At 32.1% G+C, this 26,022-nt stretch carries 14 protein-coding genes, 1 tRNA gene and 1 other RNA gene; 3 read left to right on the forward strand and 13 right to left on the reverse strand.

Annotated features, from left to right (window positions below; genetic code table 11):
* Both Q0409_RS02805 and Q0409_RS02810 read left to right on the forward strand, forming a co-directional pair.
* A partial coding sequence (locus tag Q0409_RS02805) for a 6-carboxyhexanoate--CoA ligase (protein ID WP_298534846.1) occupies positions 1–764 on the forward strand: 764 nt, incomplete at its 5' end.
* 46 nt (positions 765–810) lie between these two features.
* Positions 811–2,046, forward strand: a complete 1,236-nt coding sequence (locus tag Q0409_RS02810) for a pyridoxal phosphate-dependent aminotransferase family protein (RefSeq protein ID WP_298534847.1) — start codon at positions 811–813, stop codon at positions 2,044–2,046.
* A 22-nt stretch (positions 2,047–2,068) separates the two neighbouring features.
* Here the strand turns inward: Q0409_RS02810 and rnpB are convergent.
* The 8 genes from rnpB to Q0409_RS02850 form a co-directional block, all read right to left on the reverse strand.
* Positions 2,069–2,349, reverse strand: an RNA gene (gene rnpB / locus Q0409_RS02815) — RNase P RNA component.
* Between the two features lie 146 nt (positions 2,350–2,495).
* Complete coding sequence (locus tag Q0409_RS02820; RefSeq protein ID WP_298534849.1) at positions 2,496–2,846, reverse strand: DUF2149 domain-containing protein; 351 nt, start codon at positions 2,844–2,846, stop codon at positions 2,496–2,498.
* A gap of 182 nt (positions 2,847–3,028) precedes the next feature.
* Positions 3,029–3,697, reverse strand: a complete 669-nt coding sequence (locus tag Q0409_RS02825) for a MotA/TolQ/ExbB proton channel family protein (RefSeq protein ID WP_298534890.1) — start codon at positions 3,695–3,697, stop codon at positions 3,029–3,031.
* A gap of 146 nt (positions 3,698–3,843) precedes the next feature.
* On the reverse strand, positions 3,844–7,764 hold the full coding sequence (locus Q0409_RS02830) for a right-handed parallel beta-helix repeat-containing protein (protein WP_298534852.1): 3,921 nt from the start codon (positions 7,762–7,764) through the stop codon (positions 3,844–3,846).
* 388 nt (positions 7,765–8,152) lie between these two features.
* Positions 8,153–11,614: a right-handed parallel beta-helix repeat-containing protein gene (locus Q0409_RS02835; RefSeq protein WP_298534854.1), complete on the reverse strand. Its 3,462-nt coding sequence runs from the start codon at positions 11,612–11,614 to the stop codon at positions 8,153–8,155.
* Between the two features lie 329 nt (positions 11,615–11,943).
* Positions 11,944–12,018, reverse strand: a tRNA-Met gene (locus Q0409_RS02840).
* Between the two features lie 156 nt (positions 12,019–12,174).
* The gene (locus tag Q0409_RS02845) at positions 12,175–12,693 is read right to left on the reverse strand and encodes a hypothetical protein (protein WP_298534856.1); all 519 of its coding nucleotides are present in this window, start codon (positions 12,691–12,693) and stop codon (positions 12,175–12,177) included.
* Positions 12,694–12,810: 117 nt separating this feature from the next.
* A complete protein-coding gene (locus Q0409_RS02850; protein ID WP_298534858.1) occupies positions 12,811–13,212 on the reverse strand; it encodes a hypothetical protein in 402 nt (133 codons plus the stop codon).
* 237 nt (positions 13,213–13,449) lie between these two features.
* Here Q0409_RS02850 and map point away from each other — a divergent pair, with 237 nt between their 5' ends.
* A complete protein-coding gene (gene map / locus Q0409_RS02855; protein ID WP_298534859.1) occupies positions 13,450–14,379 on the forward strand; it encodes a type II methionyl aminopeptidase in 930 nt (309 codons plus the stop codon).
* 259 nt (positions 14,380–14,638) lie between these two features.
* Here the strand turns inward: map and Q0409_RS02860 are convergent, their stop codons facing one another.
* The 5 genes from Q0409_RS02860 to frhD all read right to left on the reverse strand — a co-directional run bounded on the left by Q0409_RS02860 (position 14,639) and on the right by frhD (position 26,012).
* A complete protein-coding gene (locus Q0409_RS02860; RefSeq protein WP_298534861.1) occupies positions 14,639–18,895 on the reverse strand; it encodes an Ig-like domain repeat protein in 4,257 nt (1,418 codons plus the stop codon).
* A 342-nt stretch (positions 18,896–19,237) separates the two neighbouring features.
* Entirely contained in the window at positions 19,238–23,491 is a 4,254-nt protein-coding gene (locus tag Q0409_RS02865; RefSeq protein WP_298534863.1) for a right-handed parallel beta-helix repeat-containing protein, read from the reverse strand.
* A 233-nt stretch (positions 23,492–23,724) separates the two neighbouring features.
* On the reverse strand, positions 23,725–24,570 hold the full coding sequence (gene frhB, locus Q0409_RS02870; RefSeq protein ID WP_298534865.1) for a coenzyme F420 hydrogenase subunit beta: 846 nt from the start codon (positions 24,568–24,570) through the stop codon (positions 23,725–23,727).
* Positions 24,571–24,581: 11 nt separating this feature from the next.
* Positions 24,582–25,526, reverse strand: coding sequence for a coenzyme F420 hydrogenase subunit gamma (gene frhG / locus Q0409_RS02875; protein ID WP_298534868.1), 945 nt, complete (start codon positions 25,524–25,526; stop codon positions 24,582–24,584).
* A 12-nt stretch (positions 25,527–25,538) separates the two neighbouring features.
* The gene (frhD, locus tag Q0409_RS02880; RefSeq protein ID WP_298534870.1) at positions 25,539–26,012 is read right to left on the reverse strand and encodes a coenzyme F420-reducing hydrogenase, FrhD protein; all 474 of its coding nucleotides are present in this window, start codon (positions 26,010–26,012) and stop codon (positions 25,539–25,541) included.
* Between the last annotated feature and the right edge of the window lie 10 nt (positions 26,013–26,022).

Raw genomic sequence — 26,022 nt, forward strand, 5'->3', positions numbered from 1 at the left:
TTATGATGTACAGTATAAAAATGCGATGCTCAAAGGGAGGTCCCCATGAAGAAGGTGGAAAACACATCTCTGGAGCAGAACGTATTTTAAGAGAAGATGAAATCGAAGAGGAATTGATCAATGTTTACAGAAGGGCAATCACTCATGAAAGAGGAAAACCGGACTTCATAAACCTCAAGATAGAAAAGATAAATGAAGATGACATAATCTATAAGAAAAGACTAAACATTAACGAGCATCATGTAGAATCCAAGGAAGAGGGATTGAATCTTGCTAAGGAATTATTAATGGAAAATGCAGTGAGTGAAGAATCTGCAGAAATGGCTATCCAAAATTTACAAGACCTTGAAGAAAGCATGCATGGAGCCATGCTTATTGATAAGGATACTGGAGAAAGAATAGATGGTAAAGGAATCAAGGGTGTCAGAGTAACTGGAATAGCTAGTGCAGACATTACAGAATATCAGGAATCATTGAAAAATGATGGAAGAGAAGGGCTTCATCTTGAAGAGGCATTGATTCTTGCATCCAAAACAGCAAGCTGCAAAGGAATAGTGGCAGAATTATGCTGGTCAGATGACCCAAGCTATGTCATAGGATATGTTGGAACAAAAGACAATTATGAACGTATCCCTATTCTAAAAGAAGAGGGAAATCCGATTGGAGGAAGGGTATTCTTTGTTGATACCAATCAATTGAATGATGATTACACTTTAGATGATTTAATAGATTACCTTGAAAAACAGGTTGTTTTAATCGAATAGATTAAAAATTGATTAAAAATTTTGATATTAATTTATTGATGATATTATGAATCCGAATCTTGAAAGCCAATTAAATGAAGAGTTAGAGGAACTCAAAAACAATGATTTAGAGAGAACAGTAGATGACTTAAGGTTTATCAGTTCTACAAAGGCCACTGATAAGGAAGGCAAAGAGTTTCTTGTTTTTGGAACCAATAACTACCTTGGCTTAACACATCATGGTGATGTAATTAAAGCAGCCCAAGAAGCAAGCATATATGGAACAGGTTCAACCGGTTCAAGACTGACAACTGGAGCTTCTTTTGAGGCTAGAGAACTTGAAAACAATATCTCAGAGTTTAAAAACGTTGAATCCACACTTATTTTTAATACAGGATATATGACTAATTTAGGAGTGATTTATGCTCTTACAAAGGAAAATGATATTATATTCTCTGATCAATTGAATCATGCAAGCATTATAGATGGAACAAGAATCTCCAAAGCTAAAGTAAAAGTTTACAAACACAAAGATACAGAAGATTTAGAAAGATTAATCCAAATTGAATTGGAAGAATCTACAAAAAATAATGAAGAAAAAAATAATAATTCTAATTTTTTCATAGTTAGTGATGGAGTATTCAGCATGGATGGAGACATTGCTCCACTCCCAGAACTTGTGGAAATAGCTGACAAATACAACTGCACACTTATAATCGATGAGGCACATGCAACTGGAGTTATCGGAAAAAATGGAAAGGGCACAGTTGAATACTATAAAGACAAAACTGGAATTGATCTAACTGATTCTGTTGATTTGCAAATAGGAACATTGAGCAAGGCACTTGCATCAGAGGGAGGGTTTGTATGTGGAAAGCAAGTCTACATAGATTATCTTATAAACAAATCAAGACCTTTCATATTCTCAACAGCACTTTCTCCAGCTACAATAGCTAGTGCAAATGCAGCATTAAATCTATTAAAGGAAAATAGCGAGGAATATCTAAATAATCTAAATGAAAACACAAGACTTATGAGAAAGCTGCTTTGTGATGCTGGATTAAACATTGTTGATGGTGAAACACCAATCATACCAATCATCATAGGCCCGGCAGATTTAGCAAACAAAATCTCAAAAGAATTGGAGAAAGAAGGAATTTTAGTATCTTCCATCAGACCACCATCAGTTCCTAAAGATATGAGTAGATTAAGATTAACAGTTATTGCCACCCATACAAAAGATGAAATAGAATACACTGCTCAAAAAATTATTGAAATTTGGAATATTCTAAATAAAAATTAATATAAAAATAGAGAAAATAATGGTCTGCCGAGAGTAACCCACATTCTGTTTTATACAGCATTCATCTTAGCGAACTACTCTGCTTCCCTTAGAGGTCATCAGCATATTTGTTCTTGCATCCTGTAGATTGGCCGTTTCACCGATTCCTTTAATGTCCATCAGTCAAGCATCATTGTCATCCATCAAAGGCCGTGTCGTTTCTGCTCCAGAGTCATACTTCTCAGCATAAGTCTTTCAACTTTACAGTCTATACGATGTGCGGAGTTTCCCTAGTTATAAAACCAGCAGCTGTCTTCGGCTTACCATTAAAAAATAATTTATTTCTTCTAGTATAAATAATGAATTAAAAAATCAATAGCTATTAAAATAAAATATAATGAATAAAAAAAGTCTAAATATAAAATAAAAAATATTAAAAAAATATTAAAAAAAAGAAAAAAGAAGAAAGATTAATTAGTCTTATTCTGAACCATAATCAGCTTACCCGTAGATGGATCCTTATAGACCTTACCCATCTCAGTATAGCCTTGTCCAGTTTGATTGCTTGTATCTGGAGTTTCATTTAATATCTGTCCCTCTTGAACCTCAGTCACTTCCTGATTCATGGCTTCCATGACCTTATCCTTTTGTTCTTGGGTCAATTGGTCATTAAATAAAACGCTTTGCATATTCCAAGCAAGCACTAGGAATACAAGCAAACCTACAGCTATAACCAACATTGCATCCACAAGGTTAGCTGTACCTGCCATAGGGTCTTCTTCCTCACTGTCAAAACGTCCTTTTCCTCGACGACGAGCCATAATAATCACCAAAATATATTAAATCTTCATCAATTTTTTTAAATTTTAAGCTATATGAATTCTAATCTATTGTAAAATTTTTTAAATATATTGTATACAATATAAATGCTTTTTTTCTTAAAACAATTAATTAAAATTAATGTTTCTGAAATAATATTGTAAATTTTCAATCACTTCAGTGACTATTTAAGTCTCTCATCTCTTTTATCAATATTATCTAAAATCGCATCCATCAATGCATCCAAGTTAGCAAGGTATTCACCAAACCATCTGCGTCTCAATTTAGATGCAAAGTATGCAATAGCACCAGATCCAATACCAATGACTGTTGTGTTGAATGCAATTGTAATTGCACTTGCAAGTGTGGTAACATCACCTGTACCCAATGCTGCAAGACCTGGACCCATAGGGATTAAAGTACCCATCAATCCAAGGGTTGGACCAATCTTAGTAACAATGTCAGTCTTGTTGAGGTTTTGTGCAATCTTATCCTCTTCATTATCTATCAATCTACGAGCTAATGTTTCCCTTGACTTTTTACCAAGATGCTCTGACTCTGCAAGTTCGGACAAAATTCTCTTTTGAGACTTTTGAATATCAGCATTATTGACTACATTTTTAATATCTTCAGCAGACTCTGCATCATAGATTGCGTAAATCATATCTTTGATTAAGCTAACAGGCACTTTCTTACGTGAAAGGTGTTCTGATAGAAGCTTTCCTAAAGTATATACAGCGAATACTAAAAATGCTATTAAAAGAATGATTACAGGTATCTGTAATGCCTGTGTAATAGCAGTTAATGAACTATCCAGTATTGGCAAGCCTGTACCGTTAGTACTTGAAAACATTGATAACAACCCATTGCTTGATCCTTGAAAGGCAGCTTCATCTGCTAAAATCAAAGCATTTCCAATATCTATCATTTAATCACCATAAAAATAAAAAATAAAAAATAAAAAGATTAAAGAGAAAAATTCCCTTTAAATCTAATGAATTATTTTATCACCACTTTACCAGTCTTTTTAACTGCTACATAAGTCTTGTCACCAGCAAACTTAACTGTAAACTTATAGGTTTTCTTTTTAGACAACTTGACCTTTACAGTTGCTACACCCTTCTTATTGGTTTTTGCAGTATATTTCTTCTTGTTGACTATGAAAGTGACCTTTTTGGATTTTATGACTTTTCCAGTTTGATCCTTTAAGGTTGCAGTTAATTTCTTAACTTTAGCTTTAGCCTTATAAGTCTTTTTAGGAACGGTCAATTTGGTTTTTGTTTTGGTTACTTTCACTTTGATTGATTTGCTGCTAGCAGTGTAATAGCTGTCTCCTGCAAATTTAAGTGAAACCTTATAGGTTTTTACAGTCTTTAAAGTCAATTTGAAAGTAGCCACACCTTTAGAGTTAGTAGTTGCTTTGTAAGTTTTTCCATTAACAGTTGCTGTAACTTTTCTATTTGCAATGACTTTACCGCTTCCATCCTTTAAGGTTACTGTAATTTTCTTTGAAGTAGCTGTAACTGTGTAAGTTTTGCCAGAGGAAGTTAAGCTAGTTGAACCTTTAGTAACAGTTATTTTACCTATTGCAAATGATTCAAAATTATAAATATCCTCTTCAAATTTAGCATTTATATCATAAGCCTTTATTTGAGACAATGAGACTTTAACAGTCGCAATACCATTTTTATCAGTTTTTGCAGTATAATTCTGACCATTTACAGTTATTATGATGTTTTTATTTGCTAAAAATTTTCCTTCTGAATCTTTAATGGATACAGTGATTATTTTATTTAAATTATCTAACTTATAAGAGGAGTTAGAAACAATCAAAGTAGTATTAAGTTTTTTACTAAATGTATTTCCTTCAATTGCATTGTTCTCACTGCCAGCATAAGTTAAAACATTGAAAGCATTTTTTGTGTAAATTCCAATATTGTTATTTAAGAATCTGGAATCAATAGCTTTATATCCTAAAATAATACCTACACCATTGTCAGGGCCAATGAGGGTTAAATTATTATTAATAAAACTGTTATTCTTAGATCCAACTGCAGAACTGTTTGGACTTGCACCTATAATTCCAATACCATAAATCACAGGATCATTGGAATGGAGCAATATGGCATTGTTTGAAATGGTATTGTTGAATCCTCCATAATGTATAAATACTCCTGCTATGGAATTATAAGATTCGTTTAATTTATAATCAGAAGGCAAATCAGAACTTACATTAATCTTATTATTTGTCAAATTAACATTAGAGGAATGAACCAATAAAACACCATAAGTTCTAAATACTCCAGATACCATATGGGTGCCTGGTATTACACCATCTAAAACATTGCTGGAACCTGCACCATCAGGACAAATAACAGTCCCATCAGAACATATAACTGAACCATCTGTGCAAATGACAGTACCGTCGGGACACCTGAATGATCCATCTGTTTCATTAATTGTATATTCTCCAGAGCCAATGGTGGTGCCATTAGGATAAATAATCTCATTTTCAGCAGTGATTTGATAGCCTCCAGCATAAACTTTTGTTCCGTTTGCAAGGATTATAGTTCCATCAAGACAATAGGTTACTCCATCTACACAAACACCATCAGGACAAATTTCACCAGTGAGGGCAGTGCCATCAGGACAGATAATGGAGCCATCAGCACAAACAATAGATCCATCCACACAAATATAATAGTCATCAGAATCAATTATAGTGCCATCAGGACACATGATTGATCCATCAGGACAGACATCATAACCATCAGGGCAGGTTATGGAACCATCTACACAAGCATCGGAATTTATGCTTATAAATCCATCTAAACAGCTTTTATTGTTAATCAAATAAGTTTCACCACTTCCAATTGTCTTAATGGTATTTCCATCTATAAGAATATCCCTAGAATTGAATGAAAGAATTGGTGCAGTGAAATAATTTCCTTTTGCTTCTAAAGTATTATTTAAAATTAAACAATCAGAAGCTTCCAAAAGATAGATTGCATATGCGGAATAAGGATCATGAATGGAAATATCACAATTTTTAATTGTTACATTTTTAACTCCATTTACTTGAATACCCCATAAGCGATCTTTTAAATCATTATTTGGATTTGAAATATTTATATTCTCAATTGATACATCATCATTATTAATTAAAAATGTTGTATCAGAAAAGATTGCATCAAAACCTATGATGTTGACTTTTTGATTGATATCCAATTTGCCTTTAGATGAAAAACTTCCAATAAACACTAAGGTATCATTCTCTTTAATATTGTTTTCCAATGCACCTGTAGATGAAAAATACTTATAAAAATTATTTTCAAAAATATAATGAACTGATTCATTATCAATACCATAATCTATAATGCCCTCTATAATGATATTATTGGAATCAATTGTAACATTATTGGATTCGACTGGCAAATTAATAGGAATTGCCCCTAAATTATGTAATGTGTTATTAATTATAGAAATATGATTAGGGAATTTTCTAGAAGTTTGTTTTTCCAATTTGACATTGCTCTGATTATTTGAGAAAATACTATTATTGGATACAATAATATGTTGCACCTCACCATAAATATAAACTCCATAACCACCGACATTTAAATCATTATATGTGAAATTTATATCGCTACCATCTAAATAAGCACCTATTCCTGTAACATTGATTAAAGTGTTATTTATTACATTAGACCCCTCACCTACACGAATAGCTGATTTCTTACCATTAAAAATACAATTTGAAATAACATTCTCTTTTACTAATGTATTAGAACCTGTAATAATAGCAAAATCTCCCCCTTCTTCTTCACTAGATTGAGAATAATAAGCCCCGTGGATATTATAAATGTTATTTCCAATTATTTGATTGTTTAATCCTGTGGTAGAAATTCCCCTATATGCATTATAAACAGTATTGTTTATAATCAAGTTGCTACTGCTCATTACCTGAATAGCATAAACATATGAAGAAGGCAATTCTCTAATGGAAAAAACAGTATTGTTAAAAATATAATTAGAATAACTTTCAGCATCTCCAGATGGTCCCATTGAAGATTCAGAAGTGAAACTAGTGAAATAAATTCCATTAGAATCATTAGTTATCACAGTATTTCCAGAAATATTGCATTCTTCTGCATTACGGAAAACCATAGCAGACGGATGCCCCCCACCTTTTACATATCCGGTAGTTTGAAGAGTGTTATGGAGAATATTGAAACCACTTACCCTTGAAAATTCCATAGGGTGGGAACTTCTACCTGAACTGAACAGATTATTATTTATAAATGTAATATTACTTACATCAGAAGCAGATAAAAGAGATTTTTCAGCAACAGAATTGTTCATTTTCAAATTAGAAATAGTAGACCCATTTGATCCATCAACAAAACTAAATTGACAATTATTTAAATTGACTGTACTATCTGCAGTAATAATCAAAGGGATATTGATTATGAAATTTTTATTATTGAATTTACCACTAAAAGTCAAAGTATCTCCGGGATTTAATTTTCCATTAACAATATTTCCTTTTGCATCAAAATAATTTAAATAATCTTTTTCTTTAAATGTAATTGTAGATGCAAGATTATTGGCACCAAGATTGCTTTTAGCACCTACAGAATCTTTTTCATTTATCTCAATAGTGTCAGTTGAATCAATATCACTTTCATATTCCAAATTTAGAATAGATTCATCAATAGATTCACCAGCATTGTCTTCATCTACAGTATTAGAATTGCTTATTTCGTTTATAACTGGTTCTTCACTTATTAAATCAATATCAGCAGAACTATCCCCCATAATATTTGAATCTAAATTTATATCACTTGCACTTATAGATCCAATAGCTAATATCAATAAAAGCAATAATCCCAATATTGGAATGATTTTATTAGAATTCATAAGTTTTAACTCCTCTTTTTTAGAATAAATCAATAAATATAATAGATTAAATATCATTGCAAATTATATCTCATTTAAATAAAAAATTTTCAAAATTAAATCATACTTTAGAAATAAGTAAAATATGATTTAAAAAATATAAAACTAAATTTATTCATTTATATTTATAATTATATAATAATATAAATTTTACTAAATATAATTGAAATTGAAAAAAAAACAACAAAAATAGAATGAAAAATATTTTAAAAAAGTTATAAAAAATAAAAAATAGAAAGTAGAAACTTTAATAATTTAAAATATTAATTTTTGCCAGGTATTTCCTAATAAAAATAAAGAAAAATAGAATAAATAAAAGATTATTTATTCATCAATCCTAAATTAAATTTTATTCCTCTTCATCATCATCGTCTTTGGCACCTAAGAAACTGAAGCAGAATATCAATACAAGAAGCAATTCCACAATAGGCACATAAATGCCAGATAATGTTTTAGAAGCAATCTCTTCGATTTCACTAGCTAGCAAGTCAGAGAAATCGCCAGATTCACTGCCTCCAGCATCACCAGTGCCTTCACCAAGAGAAGACAATGCATTTGCGAGTAAACCCAAATCGATTTGACCTAAAGCACTTGAACCTGAAGAATCTGCATTTCCGGAATAGGATGAAGTTCCATTATAATCTCTGCGTTGAGATTGACCGGAACCCTGATTAGTATGAATAGGTTGAGGATTAGATGAACCTCCACCATTGCCATTTGGATTATATTTAGTACCGCTATTTCCAGAAATTTCCGCTTTTCCAGACCTATCATTAACAGCTGCGTCTCCGCCTCCATTTTTAGATGATAACTTATTTTTCTTTACTTTAACGTTTGAACAGGTTTCATCAATATCTACAGCATCTGGAGCATCAGTCTCAATATCATTCTCTTCTATATTGAAATCATCACAATACTTTTGCAAGGAAATACCAATATTGAACAAATCTACAGAATCCGGGTGCTCCGGACCTATTTCTGGATCTTTAGATTCATTTCCATAGGACCTTATATGATTATGAGTTATATTGAAATGTTTGGATGCATAAAATGCAATAGTGGCGAAACTACCTTTTGAATAAACATTATTGTAGCTTACTTCACCATTAGTCGCTGCATAACCTTCTATAGCATAAATACCCGCATCACTAGTACTGTAAATACTATTGTTTATGATTTTAGGACCATCACATATTTCTAAAGTAATACCATAAGTGAAATTTTTGGAATTCAACATAAGGTTGTTTGAATCAACAACAGTATCTTTAGAGTTGTGTCTTAAGATCATTCCCATAGCGAAGTAATCCGCATCGATTGTAATGTTGTTCTTGCTGAAGACATTCTCACAAGCATATGTAACGGATTTGCTTGTATCATCACCAGATGAACCTACTCCATAAAGGAATGGATCATGTCCGTGAATGTATACATTGTTTTCACTGATATTGTTCCTATTGGAATCATAGTAGATATAAAGACCAATGAGAATGTTTACAGAAGGATTGTAAGGCACTTGGAAACCTTCTACAGTGGATGTGACCTCAATGTCATTGTGGATGAACTGATTGTCGCTTGAGAAATCCAATATCACACCATATGTTTTGGAAAGCTCTGAAATACTTCTTACGCCATCTATGCAGATGGTTTCATAATATGGATACAATTCACTTGTACCAATAGCTAGGATAGTATTGTTCTCGAAAAGGGAATTGTAAGTCTCATATGTCAAAAGGCCAAAGACCAGATTGTCCCCTTCACAGCAAATGCTATTGTTTGCTACAGTATCATTATATGAATCGCATAGATAAATTCCGTAGGAAGTGTTCATGTCCCATATTGTGATGTTGTTTCCACAGATTATCTCATTGTCCGCTTCGTAAACGTAAATTCCCCAAAGATTGCAGTTTGCTTCGCTTGTACCATTGTTGATGATGGTAAAGTCTTGAACTCTGCAGTTTGAAGTGTTTACAAAGATGGTAGTGTCCTTAAGTATTGCACTATCACCGATAATGTTCACTGCCTTATTCAAGATGATTTTACCTTTAGGTGTGAAGTTTCCTAAGAAAATCAATGTATCTCCATTTTGCACATTATCCTTTAGGTAACCATTGGAATCAAAATAGGTGCTGTAATCCTCTTCAGTAAGTTCATAAACATTTCCATCCCCAAAATCTGGAACAATTCCACTTGATAAAGGCCAGATGATGACCCTATCTCCAATTGTGTTGTTTTCACATAAATATGCTTCAGTTGAGGATTGTGCAATGTTAATGGCACAGTTATTGGAAGTGTAGATTGTATTGTTGAAGATTGAGATATTGTAAGGCCTTTTGGTTCTTGATTGGTATATTGACAAGATACCAATACCCAAACCGGAACCTTGGCTTGCTCCGATATCAGATAAGGAATTTATAATGTTATTATAAATTTCACTATCTTGAGGAATGCCCTTTACAGTTATTCCTGCTCCAGAGAGGAAGTCAATTGAGTTATTGTAAACCTTTGAATTGTGACCTCCCTCAACATCTCCAATTCTAATACCTTCTCCACTGCTGTTTATCTGAATATAGTTTCCATAAACATCACTGTTTGAACCTACAAGAATACCTGCACCAATCAAATCTGCATTGTAAATGGAGTTGTTTGCAATTAAGGTATCATTACCCCCATAGATACCATAGTCTCCACCAATACCATTGTTCTCATCAAAACCGTTTATGTCATAGATCTTGTTTCCAATGATGATATTGTGAGGATAGCTTGAATGGATTCCCCTATACATTCGGATAATTGTATTGTTCTCAATCCTATTGTAATTACCTGTCAAGTAAACACCATAAGACCAAAATGACGGAGTTTCAGCTGTTGCTCGGATTGTATTGTTTGCTATGATATTGTTATTGGATATGGATGCTCCATAACAAAGGTATACTCCATAGGAATTTTCAACTGTGATATCATTATTAACAATTGAATTCCAATGCGCATCCCTTAAGCTGATACCTGAATGTTGCCAACTGCTGTTGTCACCTGAATTTTCTTCATCTTCATTGTTCATCTCTGAAGAGCTGACAGCAGTATTAACTGGAACAACAGTTTTAATTGTGTTGCCATCTACAATACAATTATAGGTAAAGCTGTCCAATGAAACAGGGTACCCGTTATGTCCAGTGGTAAATATGTCGTTGTTTAAAACCTTTATGCAACTTGATCCAATTACCCAAACTGCAGATATGTTTGCCAAGTTTGATTCAATTTTAAGGTTTGAAACAATTGCATCATAAGCGAAATTCTCATTTGATACATTGTAGTAGTATATAGGAGAATTCTTTAAAAATGCATTGTTTTCAGTGCTTGTAATTGTCAAAGGAATATTTATTATAAACTTTTTATTAGAAAAATTACCAGACAAATTAATAGTGTCATTGGCCTTTACCAATGAATTTATTAAATTACCATCAGAATCAAAATAACTGGAATAATTTGCTTCTGTAATAGTGTGAACTGTCTTTGCACCATCACCAAGTTCATATTCATAAACTGTGCTTTCCGCTATGATCTCTTCGCTGGAATCATCTGTTTGCAGGCTGTCATCATCAATTGACTCTGCAATAGGTTCGGATACAGCAAGATCTGAAGATTCCAAATCATCGCAAACATCAATTGCATTGGAAACCGGAGAGGATTCCAAGCTCTCTGACAGGTTATTGATGACCTCATCATTAGCAGATGCGCTTACAGTGCTTAATCCCAATAAAAGAAAGATTAAAATGAATGCTAAACTGAATCCAATTATTCTTTTACTTCTCATCAAACACCTCCAGTAATTTTCTTGATTTCAACAACTATTTTCAAAACTTTAGCCCAACTTATGACTATTAAAGTAAGCTAAAGTTAAGATATTAAAAATATTTTATAATTAAAGTTTCTTTAAAATATATAAAATATAATTGATACATTATTAATTTATAATTCTTAATATTAATAAATATATCTCATTAATAACGAAAACATAAAAAATTAGGGCATTAAAATAAGAGAAATAAGAGAAATAAGAGAAATAAGAGATTGTAATCTAAAAATAAAAAAAGATAGGAACCACCAATATATAACACTGTTATATCACTGTTCCATAAAAAATAGCAGGGCCTAGATTTGAACTAGGGCTCTCGGGGTTATGAGCCCCGCGGGATCACCAGACTACCCCACCCTGCTAAACGAATTTAGAAGGACAAAGTCCTTTAACATTATAATATTAAACACCATCATATATAAATATTTGCATAAAAATAGCTGTTTATCAATGCAGAAACAATAATGAGTAAAAAAACAGCAAATAAAAAAAATAAAAAAATAAAAAAGAATAAGAACTTATTCTTTTTCAGCTTCAACAACCACTTCTTCTGCTTCATCTAAATCTTTTTCAGCCTCTTCTAAAGCTTTGAGACGTTTGTCAAGATCTTCGATTTTAGCATCAGTTGCATTAGTGAACTCACTGAATCTTTTCTCTAAAGCTTCAATGCTGTCAAAAGCATTGTCATATCTTTCTTCCAAAGCGGATAAGTCATCAGTAGTCACTAAAGACCAGTTTTCAATCAATTCTTCACTTCTTTCATCCAAGAAAGAGTCCAATCTTTTTGAAAACGCATCAGTAGTGTTTGCATAGGATTTGTCAATGTCCTTAAAAGTATACTTGATCTTATCACCCATAGATTTCTTTTCAGGAATATCATCATCTACAAGAGAACTGACATTAGTGTCTTTAGGTGAAAATTTAAGAACTTCCTTAATGTTTATGTCACCATCATTTGCTGTTTGAATGTAATAATACACTAAAAAGACTATAGCAGCAACTAAGATGATGATGGCTATTAATCCAATATAATCCATTATAAAACCTCATATAATAAATAACTCAATCAAACTATAAACTCAATTATGAAAATTATCAGAAAAAATTTATTATGGAATTTATAACAAAAATAAATAATCAAAAAACCGAATCATCTATTTCTTATTGAGCTTTTTCTCTTTCTCTTCAATTTCCTTGAGCATTTTTTCCAATTTCTTAAGTTCGGTTTGAGCTTCAAGACGAGCTAAACGTTCATTGATTTCACTGTGCAAGTATCCTACATTGCTCATGACTTCAGCAGTGGAATCCCTGATTTGAGTGAGCTGTGCCTGTTGGTCTTCAGGCAATTGAATTGGATTTTCCATAATGCGCTTGTTTTCTAAATCCTTTTCAACCATAGCTATTTTCTTAAGCTCGATTTCCTTTTCCATCAATTTTAAAGTATTGTTGGATTGACTTACCTTTTTCCATTGGCTAACAACAATAATTACAACAACAGCCAATATAAGGACTAATATAAGCATGAATATTTGATCTGGAATAAGTTCAGCAGCCATAGATTTACCTCCATAAAACTCATATTTTTTTAAATCGTAATTCAATAAACATTAAATTATTCAAATACTTTATTCAAATATAAATTAAAGATATTTAAATAAGAATAAGTATATTATATAATTAAGAGTATATAAAAATTTTTATATAATGTTTAAAAAATTTAAGATTATATAGTAAATATAATATGATTATCTAATACTGATTTGAAATTAATATTTATTTAAACCCGTGATAATATGGTTGATGAAATAAAATCTTATGAAGAAGCTGGAAAAATAGTATCTAAAGTCAGATCCGATGCTTCAAAAATGATTCAAAACGGCTTGCCGATTCTTGATCTTGTAGAATTTGTAGAAAGCGAAATATTAAAGTCCGGTGCAGGCATTGCATTCCCATGCAACGTTTCAATAAATGAAATCACTGCCCATTACACTTCTCCTGCAGGAGATACCAATAAAATGGTTACAGGAGACTTGGTGAAGCTTGACCTTGGAGCGGAAGTGAATGGATACATTGCAGATTCCGCCGTTACAATTATGGTTCCAGGTGATAACCTTGAAGAAATTTTTGATGAGGAAACCTTGGAGCTCAATCAAAGAATCATTGATGCATCAGCAGCAGGGCTTGAAGCTGCAATAAGCACTGTAAGGGCAGGAGTCAAAGTCTGTGATGTAGGCAGAGCAGTTGAAGAGGCCATTGCAGAGTACAATCTTAATCCAGTGAGAAACCTTACAGGACATAGCCTTGAACACTGGAACTTGCATGCAGGTATTTCAGTGCCTAACTATGACAATAATGATCCGACAATTCTTGAGGAAGGACAAGCTGTAGCAATCGAACCTTTTGCAACAAATGGCGAAGGTATTGTAAATGACTGTCCTTATGCATATATCTTTTCATTTTTACAGAATAAACCATTCCGTATGAAAAATACTCAAAGGATGCTATCACATATTGAAAAGAATTATCGCTACTTGCCATTTAGTGGACGCTGGCTTACAGAAAACTTCAATGAACATAGAGTCAATTCTGGCCTTAAGCAATTGGGGGACGCTATGGCAATATATCCATATGCTGCACTTAAGGAAAGAACAGGTGCATGGGTATCACAAAAAGAGCATACTTTGATTGTTGAAAGTGATGGCTGTAATATTACCACACTTTAACTTTCTTTTTTTTAATTTTTTAATATTTTTTATTTTGAAAAATATTTCAACTATTTTTTAATTATATCCTATTTTTTCAAACTCATTTTTCAAAAATAGCTTAATATATAATAACCTAGAATACTCTCTTTTAAAAATAGTTTTATTAAAAATCAATAATAATTATACAAAAATAGAATCATTTTAATATGATTTAAAAAAAATAAAAAAAGATCTAGGATTTGAGCATATGCTCAAACACTAGATAAGATAAACAAACTTATTTTATTCTAATTTTACCAGTCTTTTTAGTAACTGCTTTGTATTGGGTGTCACCTGCAAATTTAGCTGTGTACTTGAAGGTACCTTTTTTAGTTAATTTAACTTTGAAGGTTGCTTTACCTTTCTTATTGGTTTTTACAGTGTATTTCTTCTTATTGACAATTAAGGTAACTTTCTTCTTAGCGATAGCTTTACCTTTAGAGTTTTTAAGAGTAATTACAACTTTTTTGGTTTTTGCAGTACGTTTGAAAGTCTTCTTAGGAGCAGTTATTTTGGTTTTCTCTTTGTTGAGTTTTACTTTAACTGATTTGGTTGAAGCAGCGTAAACACTGTCACCTGCAAATTTAATGCTTACAGTGTAGGTTTTTGCAGCTTTTAAAGCTAATTTGACAGTAGCAACACCTTTAGCGTTGGTGGTTGCTTTGTAGGTTTTACCATTTACAGTGAAAGTGACAGTCTTTTTAGCAAGAGCATTACCGTTTGCATCTTTTAAGGTTGCAGTTAACTTTTTGGTAGTTGCAGTAGCTAAGAAAGTTTTACCAGATGCGGTTAATGCAGTTTTAATCTTGTTGATTGTAACTTTTGCAGTTGCATCTGCACCTCTGTAGTTGTCATCACCTAAGTAGAAGATGTCTACATTGTAAGTTCCTGCTTTGTTAAGGGCAAATGGCAATACAGCTACACCTTTAGCATCAGTAGTTAATTCTAAAACTTGGTTGTCAAATACTACTTTAATGTTTTGATTTGCTAATACCATACCACTGACGGTTTTTAAGGTAATTTCTAAATTACCGTTTCCGCTTGGAGCTGCAGTAACAGTAATGTCACTTGCTTCAATAGTAGTGTCTAATCTGACTGCACTGGTTTCAGTTACATCATTGTTAGAAATAGTGACTCCACTATTGTCTTTTTCTAAAATACCTGCATTAGCAGCACCTACTCTATAATCGCTACTAGCAGCCTTGGTATAATCTCCACCATTAATTTCGATTCCATTAGATTCAATATTAATGTTTTCGTCTCCAACAAGACCGAGACCAACAGCACCAGTACCTTCAGCATAAATTGTGTTATTAAATATGTTTAAATTTTTACCGCCATTTGTACTGGTAATACCATAAGCGACAGTTCCAGCATATGCAGACAAAGTATTTTCTTTAAATTCTGCATTGGATACAGTTGCTGTACCAATACCATATGCCTCTTTTTCAGAAGTTACAGTAGCTGTATTCTTTTCAATAGTAACATTTTCACTCATAGTGACATAAATTGCTTCCTGTACACCAGATCCACTTAAAGTAAGAGCATTGTTGGTAATTTTTACATTGTTTGCTGCTTGACCTTTGGTCCAACCATTGTAATAGTTGTAAACATCAATACCATAAGTATAAGGTGCCGCTCCGGTCATAGTAATGGTGTTTCCATCGATAACAATATTTTTAGCAGCTACTTCTGGGGCAGCATAAACTGCAATTGCCATTGCGGAGTTTGAAGGACCATAATCTCCAGAAGGGCCTTCAATAGATTTTACAGATATTGTGTTATCTTTAATTGTTATGTCACTAGCATCAAATAATCCAATTACGCCAATACTGTCACCAGTAGCATCTTCAAAGTCAATATTCAAATTACTTACAACAGTACCATCAGCGCCAGTAACAATATCAATGGTTGTGTTAATTAACTCATTACCAGAAGCTCCTCTAACAGTTAAAGGAATGTCAATGACAATTTTCTTATTGGTTAATTTATCCAAGAAAATAACATCATCATTAGAAATGCCTGCACCTTCTTTAATGGTACCATCATCATTGAAGTAAGTAGCATAATTGTCATCATCGATGGTTAATGGAAGGTTTTCAGTAATGGTATTTGTACCAATATTTACATTTTCATTTCCGGTTTTGTTTAAAATAGCGCCGTTACCAGTTTTCAATGCATCCCAACTTTCAATTGAGTAGCAGTCCCCACCTGTAATATTAATGGTGTTGTCGGAAACGGTTACTCCTTTATTATCTACAAAGCCAATACCGATAGCTCCAGTACCGACAGCAGTAATTGTGTTATATTCCATTAGTGCATTTGTAGCTTTTGCAGAGCTGATACCAAATGCCATCATTTGAGCAGTTACATTTATTATATTGCCGCTAGCAGTGAAATTGGTATTTCCAGATGCTCCAATACCATATGCATCATTACCTTTAAATGTTCCTGTTGAAATGGAATCAATATGATTACCTTCTATTTTTACATTACTGCAACCTGCGACATAAATAGGTTCTACCATACCTGGGCCAGATAAGGAAATATAGTTAGCGTAGATATTCAAACCATCAGTAGCTTTACCCTTTTTCCAAGAAGCATCATAATCCTGTGCATCAATACCATAGAGACCGGAAGACTCACCAGTCATTGTAATATAGTTACCTGCAATAGTGATGTTTTTAGAACCTTCTTCAGAACCATAAATGGATATAGCCATATTATAGTTCCAGCCAGGTGCAGACACGGTAGTAATGTTGTTATTAACAATTTTTAAATCACTTACGCCATCATTTACAGAAATTATGGCAAAGGTAGCGCTTCCATCATCTTCATAAATGAAATTCATGCTGCTGACAATAGTACCATCAGCACCATCGACAAGAGCTAAAGTAGTGTTTACCAATGCATTGTTACCAGGCATTCCCCCAATTTTTACAGGAACATCGATAACAAGTTTTTTATTGGTTAATTCGCCTATAATAATTGTGGAGTTTTCTTTAATGCCAGAATCTTCTTTAATAGTACCATCTTCATTAAAGTAAGTTGCATAATTATCATCATCAATTATGAAGTCTGCAATAATATTGTCTTCAATTACTAAAGGTTGATTTCCAGACTCATCTTGTAAAACTTTTATGGACTCCACATTAGCAGAAATGATATTTTCTACAACTGTAATGTTATAATAAATTCCAATATACTCCTGATAATTAACTACATCGATTGCGGAACTTTCACTTCCAAATTCGTTATCCACACTAGCTTGAACCGGTTTTGTAGAATCCGCATCAATAATTATGGTATTTCCAGCAAGCTCAACATCTGAAGTTTTTAAACCAACACCAATAGCACCAGTACCAGATTTAATATTAATAGTATTTCCTGTAATTATGAAATTTCTAATTAAATCTTCATATTCTATCATGTCCATATTTGATAAACTGATTACAGTAAGACCATAAACCATATCGTTAGAATTTAATTCAAAGGTATTGCCTTCAATTGAAATATTATATGCAGAATTTAAAGGATCTGACATGTCTGTCCAAGGATAAGAGTCAGCTATTTGCATACCATAGTTTACAGTAGTGCCAACTGTTTTAACATTAATATTATTGTCTTTAACTACAGAATTTGTTATAGTGTCTAAATAAATACCTTCAGCCATACTACTAGAATCTGAACAAGTGATAGTTATGTTGTTACCTATGATTTCAAAATTATCAGGGTTTGAAATTCCACGATCACCCCATCCTCCAGATTCATCATGGTTATAAAGCATTATATCAATACCATAATTGTTGGTTGCAGCACTATCAACATTAATAATGTTGTTGGCAATTTTTACACCATAAACATAACCATAACTAGCAATAGGCATTGCATTATTGATATTAGAATAAGTTAAATCAAATTTATTGTTATTTATTTCCACAATACTGGTTCCTTCTTCAAGGACAATACCATTTTTATCGGTGTTGGTGAAAGTTAAACCTGAAATAACAATAGAACCAGGGTAATCAGTTTTATCACCTATAGTGATAGTACCATTATTAATAAATCCTGCACCTTCTTTAGCAATTATATTAATATGAGAACCACTAATTATTTTAATGTCCTTATTATTCAAGGTACCAATATTTAAGGAATAATCCCCACTTAAAGTCTCTTTAGCAGTACCATTTTCGTAGAAATAGGTAGAATAACTATCATCATCAATATCATAGCTAACTGCCTCTTCAGCTAAAACAGCATTGCTTTCCTCATTTACAATATCATCTACAGTATCTGAAGCACTAATAACTTCAGGTTCTGCAGTACTTAAATCTTCTGCGACATCCGCAGGTTCAACTGATTCTTGTACCACGCCAACATCCTCATCTATAGCGAGAGCATCAGAATCATCTACAGATTCCGCACTTACAGCCCCAATAGCCAATATTGAAATCAATAAAATAGCTAAAATGACTGTGAATTTATTAAGCTTCATATTTAAAACCTCACATAAATTCATATCATATAAAAATCATTTTCTAAAAATTTTTTACAAAATTAACCTAATATACTTGAAAAAATTTTTATAATAATATATATTATTATAATTATTAAAAAGGTTTTCTATTATAATTTAAAATATATAAATTAAAATTGAATAATATCTTAAAAAGAGTTTGAAATATTGAATAGTTTAAAAAAAATAAATTAAAAATAAAAAGGATATGGGAACAAATTGCAAATAAGTTAAACTAAAGCAATAGAAAAAGGAGAATTTGATTAAATAAGAGGATGATTTGTCTTTAGAGAGATAAAAATTTAATAAACTAAAAAAGGACTATCTAATTCTAAGTTTAGCTTTCTTGAGCGCCTTAAGATAAGTCTTATCACCTGCAAAATTGACTGTAAATTTATATGTTTTCCTTTTAGATATTTTTACCTTTACAGTAGCAACTCCCCTTTTATTTGTTTTTGCAATATATTTCTTTTTATTTACAGTGAAAATAAGCTTCTTGCCTTTAATGGCCTTTCCGCTTTTTGTCTTTAATGTTGCAGTTAACTTTTTAATCTTTTTAGATTTTTTATATGATCTGTTTTTAACTAAAATCTTTGTCTTGATCTTTTTAATATAAACCTTGAAAGACTTGCTGATTGGACTATAAACATTGTCTCCAGCATACTTTACTGTAACCCTATATGTTTTAGCAGTGCTTATTTTAACTTTTAGAGATGCCACTCCTTTTGAATTGGTATATGCATTATAAGTTTTTCCGTTTAGAATAAAACTAATCTTTTTGTTTTTGATTGGCTTGCCGTTCATATCTTTAAATGTAGCCTTTAAGTATTTGTTTGCAGTTATCCAATAAGATTTGTTTGGTGCAGTTAATTTTGCTTTTTGCTTATTAACAGTCAACTTAGCACTAGAAAATGAAGCGCAATAATCATTATCGCCATGGAAACTCATTTGGAGATTATAAATCCCATAACCGCTAATACTTACTGAAAGCTTTACTATACCATTAGAATCACTGATAAAATCATAAATAGCATTATTATAAGATATATGAATTAATTTACCCAACAATAGCTTATTGTTTGCATCCAATAACTTTAGTTCAAAGTATCTTAGAGTATTTTCATAATTATCCTTATCCAAAGCAGTGCAAACGAGATTATTGGAAACAATGACTGTCTTAATGCCATTATTGAAATTGATCTCATTGGAACTGGAATCATCAAAGAGGTAATGCCTGATTTGATTCATATCATCAATCAAATTATTGTCTTCAATAATAATATTGTTCAAAGGTTTCATCAATGGTCTTTCTGCAATTGATTTGACTAAACTGACTGATTCACCATCTACATCATTGCTGTTCCTTAAGAAATTGTTATATTTAATATTGATAATCGGATAATCAAGTTCTATTGGATTAGTTGAATTCTTCAATAAGGATAAAACAAATAAATCATCATTATCCAATATTACAGTCATATTAAGCAAATTAACTGTAGATTGGCCAGATACATTAAATAAAGGATTAGTTGATTGGACCAAATCTTTTGAAACAATATTATCCAATAAAAATCCTCCAATCAAATTAATGGATTTGCTGACAATTATAGAATCTTTTAAAATATAAATATTGTTTCCTAAATAAACTGTATCTCCGCTAAATGAACTATCAATAATATTTTGAATATCCTTTGAAGGATTATTGGAATGAACAACACTTGTCAAAGCATCGTTTTCATACAGCTGATTATTCTTAATAGTGGACTTTTGAGTGTTTTTAGCGAAAATAGCTGCATCCATATTTGAAAAATTCTCATAGACATAATTTTTAACATCAAATTCTGCAGAAGAATCAGTCGAAATGATATAATCAATAAATCTTTGATAATTAAACCCATTTGCACTAATAAAATTATTCTTTAAACTATAACTATTTATCTTATCAAGATAAATGCCAAATGCACTATTTGCAGTTGAAGAAATGTTATTGTTTAAAATATTTAAACCATTTGAATTCTTCACATTGATTCCATAGGACAGCCCATCTTCACGGTTATTATAAATAGAAATGTTATTATTTGAAATATCTAATCCATTTGTAATGTCCTCATAATTGTATAATTCCTCATTCATTACATTGATAGCTGCAATGGACACCAAATCTGCATTTAAGTTAAAGACATTATTTAGCAATTTAATATTGTTGGCACTGTAATCACTGCCAATTAGTTTAATAGCATTTAATGGAACATTTCCACCAATTCCACTAACATTAAAGTGATTATTCCTAATTGTTAAATCGGACACACCATCCTTAATTATAATGAAAGAAAATTCCTTATTCAAATCATTTTCTAATTTGAATCTTAAATTGCTAATATTGGTACTAGATGCGCTATCCTCTAAAATAATTGTGCAATTATCTAATATAGATGCCTGGAAGGCACTGATAACTAATGGAATGTCTATTCGAATAAGTTTGTTAGTTAAATTGGCTATTTTTAAATTATCGCCAATACCTATTTCACAGTCGTCAGAGAATGTCCCATCTGGATTGAAGAACTCAACATAATTTTCATTATTAAGGATATATATGGTATATTTTACAATGGAATCATGAAGGGACAGAATTTCCAAATCAGAGAGGGTATTGATTATATTTTCTCCAAATAGAATATAACTTCCATTGTCATTTAAAATAGCTGGACAGTTCCCATTTATTGTGATTATATTATCTTCAATAATTAGTTTTGAACTATTTAAAGTCAAAGCATAATCTGGAGAATTGATTTTAATTGAATTGTTTAAGAAACTGATATTTTGAGCATCATTGAATTTAAATGCTCCTTTTTGATTATTGGTGATTTTTAGATTCTCAACTTTAATGTTGCTTGAATTGATTATGAATTGGACATCAATGATATTTGAGCTTTGACCAATCAATGAAATATTCTCATTTATACTGATTTGAGGAACATTTAAATTGGAGAACTCCCCTTTAAAGATAATATTATTTATCTTTATATCCTTTAAGTTTCCATATGAATCAAATATATTGAAAAATGTGCTGTTTACAACCATAAGGCTATTGTTGAATAGAGTGATATTTGCCTTTGATTCCACATCTTTATAATCAATAAATGCCTTATTGATTTCTAATAGAACATTATTGGAAATAGTGATATTGTCAGGATTTTTGGAATTGGTCTGTTTTTTAATCAAAATAGCTGTACCATTTTCTGTTGCAATAATATTGCTATCCAAACTTGTATTGACTAAAGTACCTTTAAGAAAGATCCCATTACCAGAAATGAGGGAGATGCTATTATTATATACTAGAGAATTTGAGGCTGTAAAACCTAATTCAATACCATGTTCACCTTGAATGTTATAAATCTGATTTCCTTCAACAGTATTGTTCACTGCAACATAAATTGCAGCCCCTGTTATTTTACAGTCATGAATCGTATTGTTTATGATTATGTTGTCATAGGATGCATGAATACCATACTCTCCACCATCTGTTCCATTGTTTCCTTCATAATAGCTTCCAGCCAAAGCATAAATATTATTTCCTATAATCTGATTGAAGCTACCTTCTGAATCCACCCCTCTAAACATAAGATAAATCGTATTGTTTATAGCTGTATTGTAATCCCCCATAATATGAACGCCATAGGCCCATGCTGAAGGATTAGGCAACCCTGTCTGTTCACTGACTGCAGATGAATTGATAGTGTTATTATAGATATTATTGTAATTGGATTTCTCAAATCCATAAGTTGTTAGGTAAATACCATTTGAATCCTTGACAGTTACAAAATTAGAATAGATGTTATTGTAATGGGATTCTCCTAGCAAAATCCCTGCACGTTTCCAGGAAGCATTCATATAGCCTGTAAATGTGGTTTCAAAAACATTATCATGTATATTGCAGTAGGTGGAACCTACCAAAAGAGTTGGATTACTGTTTGCACCTGTAGAATAAGCAGTGCAGTTAAAAACGTTTATATGGCTTGAACGAACTATATAAACAGATGGATGCTTTTCAATATTTACAGTAAACTTCAAATTGGAAACATTTGAGTATATAGAAGAGTTTATATCCAAATATTGAACTACACAATTGGTAAGATAAGCATCGGTTGCACTACTTGTAATTGAACATGGAATTGTAAATGTAAAATTTCGTTTATTGAATTTACCGGATAAATCAATACTATCTCCAGACTTTACGATGTTTGTATTAACATATCCATTATTATTAAAATATTTTGTATAATTGGTAGGGCTTACCTTATGTATAGTTCCACTAGATGCAGATAAAACATTTTCAATATTTTTATTATCCTCTCCAATCAATCCAACATTTTCATTAGAAATATTATTTTCATTTTCTTCATCAGATATTTGGGTAGAATCCGAAATAGCAGAAACTTCATCAATAGAAATCTCTTGAGAATTGCTTTCGCTGATTTGAATATTATCACAATCTAAATCTGAAGCATTCACACAGGAAATGCTTAAAATAATCAAAATAATTGACAATATGCAAAATTTACTTAATTTTTTCATAATTCCACCAAAATATCTTAAATCAAATTTAGATTTTAACAAATAAAATTTATAATATATATTAAATTTTTTATTTTATTATATATTAATCATTTGATAAAATTCTAAAAAAAGATAATTTTTGTTCAAGTTTAAAAAATAGTAAAAAATTATATGGAATTAATTAGTTAATAAACATACGAACATTTAAAAATAGCCTAAAAAAAGTAAAAAGAAAAAAGAAAAGAAAGAGTTTAGAAAGGACTTGGAAGTCCCATGTTGACTCTTCTTTCGATTTCTTTTCTACCTTTGTCCTTTTTACCGTTAGCTAATTTTTCGAGTAATTCTAAACCAGGTTTTACATCATCCATTGGTTTGGTTTCGATTACTCCAGCTTCAACAGCTGCGGTAAAGATGTCTGCTCCGTTGTCAGTTCTGGTAAATACAGTGGACCAGCCATCTGGGGAACCTACAGATCCAGTAGATACATCAGCTAATTCTGCAACATAGTCGAGACAGATGTTACATCCAGCTTGTTCGTATCCATGGGTTTCTTTTAATGCAAGTCCAGATTCTTTTTCAGGATCGGTAATCCAGAATTTTCCTTTACCAATGTCCATTTTGTTAACATTTTCTAAGGAAGAGTTCATTTTACCTTCTACGAAGGTTTTTAAGGAATCTCTTGGGAAGTTTTCCATACAGAAAATACCAATGATTAATGCTAGTTTATCTGCTACAAATCTGGTAGCAAATGGGTAGGATTGCATTTTTCTGAGTCCCATAATTTGACAAGGAGTTCCTACAGTTCCGATTTTTTCAAGACCGTATTGTCTTACAGCTTCTTTGAGTCTGATTGCGTTTGGAGAGAAGGTGTATTTGGTACCTGCTGCTGCAATGATTTCTTCTGGAGTCATTGCAATAGTTGGTTCAGGTTTCCATGCGTCTTCAGTATCTCCAGCAACAATAGCTCCTTCAATGATGTTTTCTTCTAAAGCGTAACATAATAATGCGCTTACGATTCCACCATCTTGTGCGACTTTTTGGATTGCTTTGTCAGTAGCTCTTGCAGATACTACTTCTTTATATGTACCGAATGCCATTTTACTTCCTCCTATAATCCTAAGTCCTTTTTAATTTGTTCAGCAGGGAACCAGGTTCTTGGACAGTGAGTAGTACATGCACCACATTTAATACATCTGTTTTTGTTGTGGGATGGTCTACCTTCTACCATTTCAAGAGCTCTGGTTGGACATGCTAATACACAAGTTCCACAACCAGTACATAATGCTTTGCTTACAACGTTGGTTTGTAAGTCACAACCACATGCTAAGTTGCATGCTGCCATGTCTAACATAGGTTGTAAGTAATCCATGTCACCGTTAATTAATGCAACAACTACTTTTGCAATAATTTCAGGGGATGCTGGGCATCCTGGAATAGCACAATCTACTTTAATTAAGTCAGAAATTGGTACAAATGATTCATGTTTTGGTTGAGCTAATTGTCCACCACGTGCATAACGGGTGAAACAACCAGTCATAGCACAAGATCCAAATGCACAAACTAATCCTGATTTTTCTCTTACTTCCATAAGTTCTTTTACACTGTGTTCATCTTGTAAACAGACAGACCCTTCGACTAATGCTAAATCCATTTCAGGCATTTCCCATAAATCTACTAAAGTTGTTCCGTAAACAATGTCCACCATATCAGTGAGTAAGGTTGAGAGAATGTCATAGTTTTCAGTTAATGACATACCGTCTCCAGTACAACCACTCATGTGAATATATCCTATTTTTGGTTTGTCAGCCACTTTTTCAACCTCCTGTGTTGAAGATTCTTTACTTATTTGCTCAGATGATTCTGCTTGTTTTTTAGCCTCTTCTTCAGCTGCAGCATCAGCTGCTTTCTTCGCCTCTTCAGCAGGCTTTGATTGAGCTTCTACTTCGCTTTTAATTTCTTGTTTTAATTTAGCTTTTGCTTCATCATCTTCTGCATCCGGTTTAGCTTCAAGGCCTAAAAATTTTCTTAATTTGTTTTTTAATCCATCAAGCATTGCTAAACCCCTTTAAAGTTCATTTAATATCATTTCAATAGCTTTTGGAATAGCCGCCTCCACTGGCTCTGTTAAGCCCATATCAACATCTGGTGCAGTGATTTCTGCCGGTTTACATCCTACAATGACTACCTCAATGCCCATATCCACTAAATCGTGAAGTGGTTCTTCTACAGGCCAAGTATGAGCGTTCTCATATTTGCCTTTAGGCATGTCATAAGGTGAAAAAATCTTAAGGGTTCCTGGTTCAGCATTCCATTCAACCACGTCAACTACAATAACTTTTTTCCAATTATCATCAGGCATGGAAAAAATGAAATGAGTCGCCCCGGTTCCTGCATCAATGAACTGAGTGTCTTGCGGCATTTCAATATCATTTTCTTTAAAATAATCTTCTAAAGCATGAATAACCATTGGACCGAAACCGTCATCTTTAAACAATACGTTTCCACATCCAACAACTAATCTTCCTGCATCATAAGGCATGATATTCCTC

Source organism: uncultured Methanobrevibacter sp., from assembly GCF_937898925.1.
Classification (GTDB): Archaea; Methanobacteriota; Methanobacteria; order Methanobacteriales; family Methanobacteriaceae; genus Methanobrevibacter.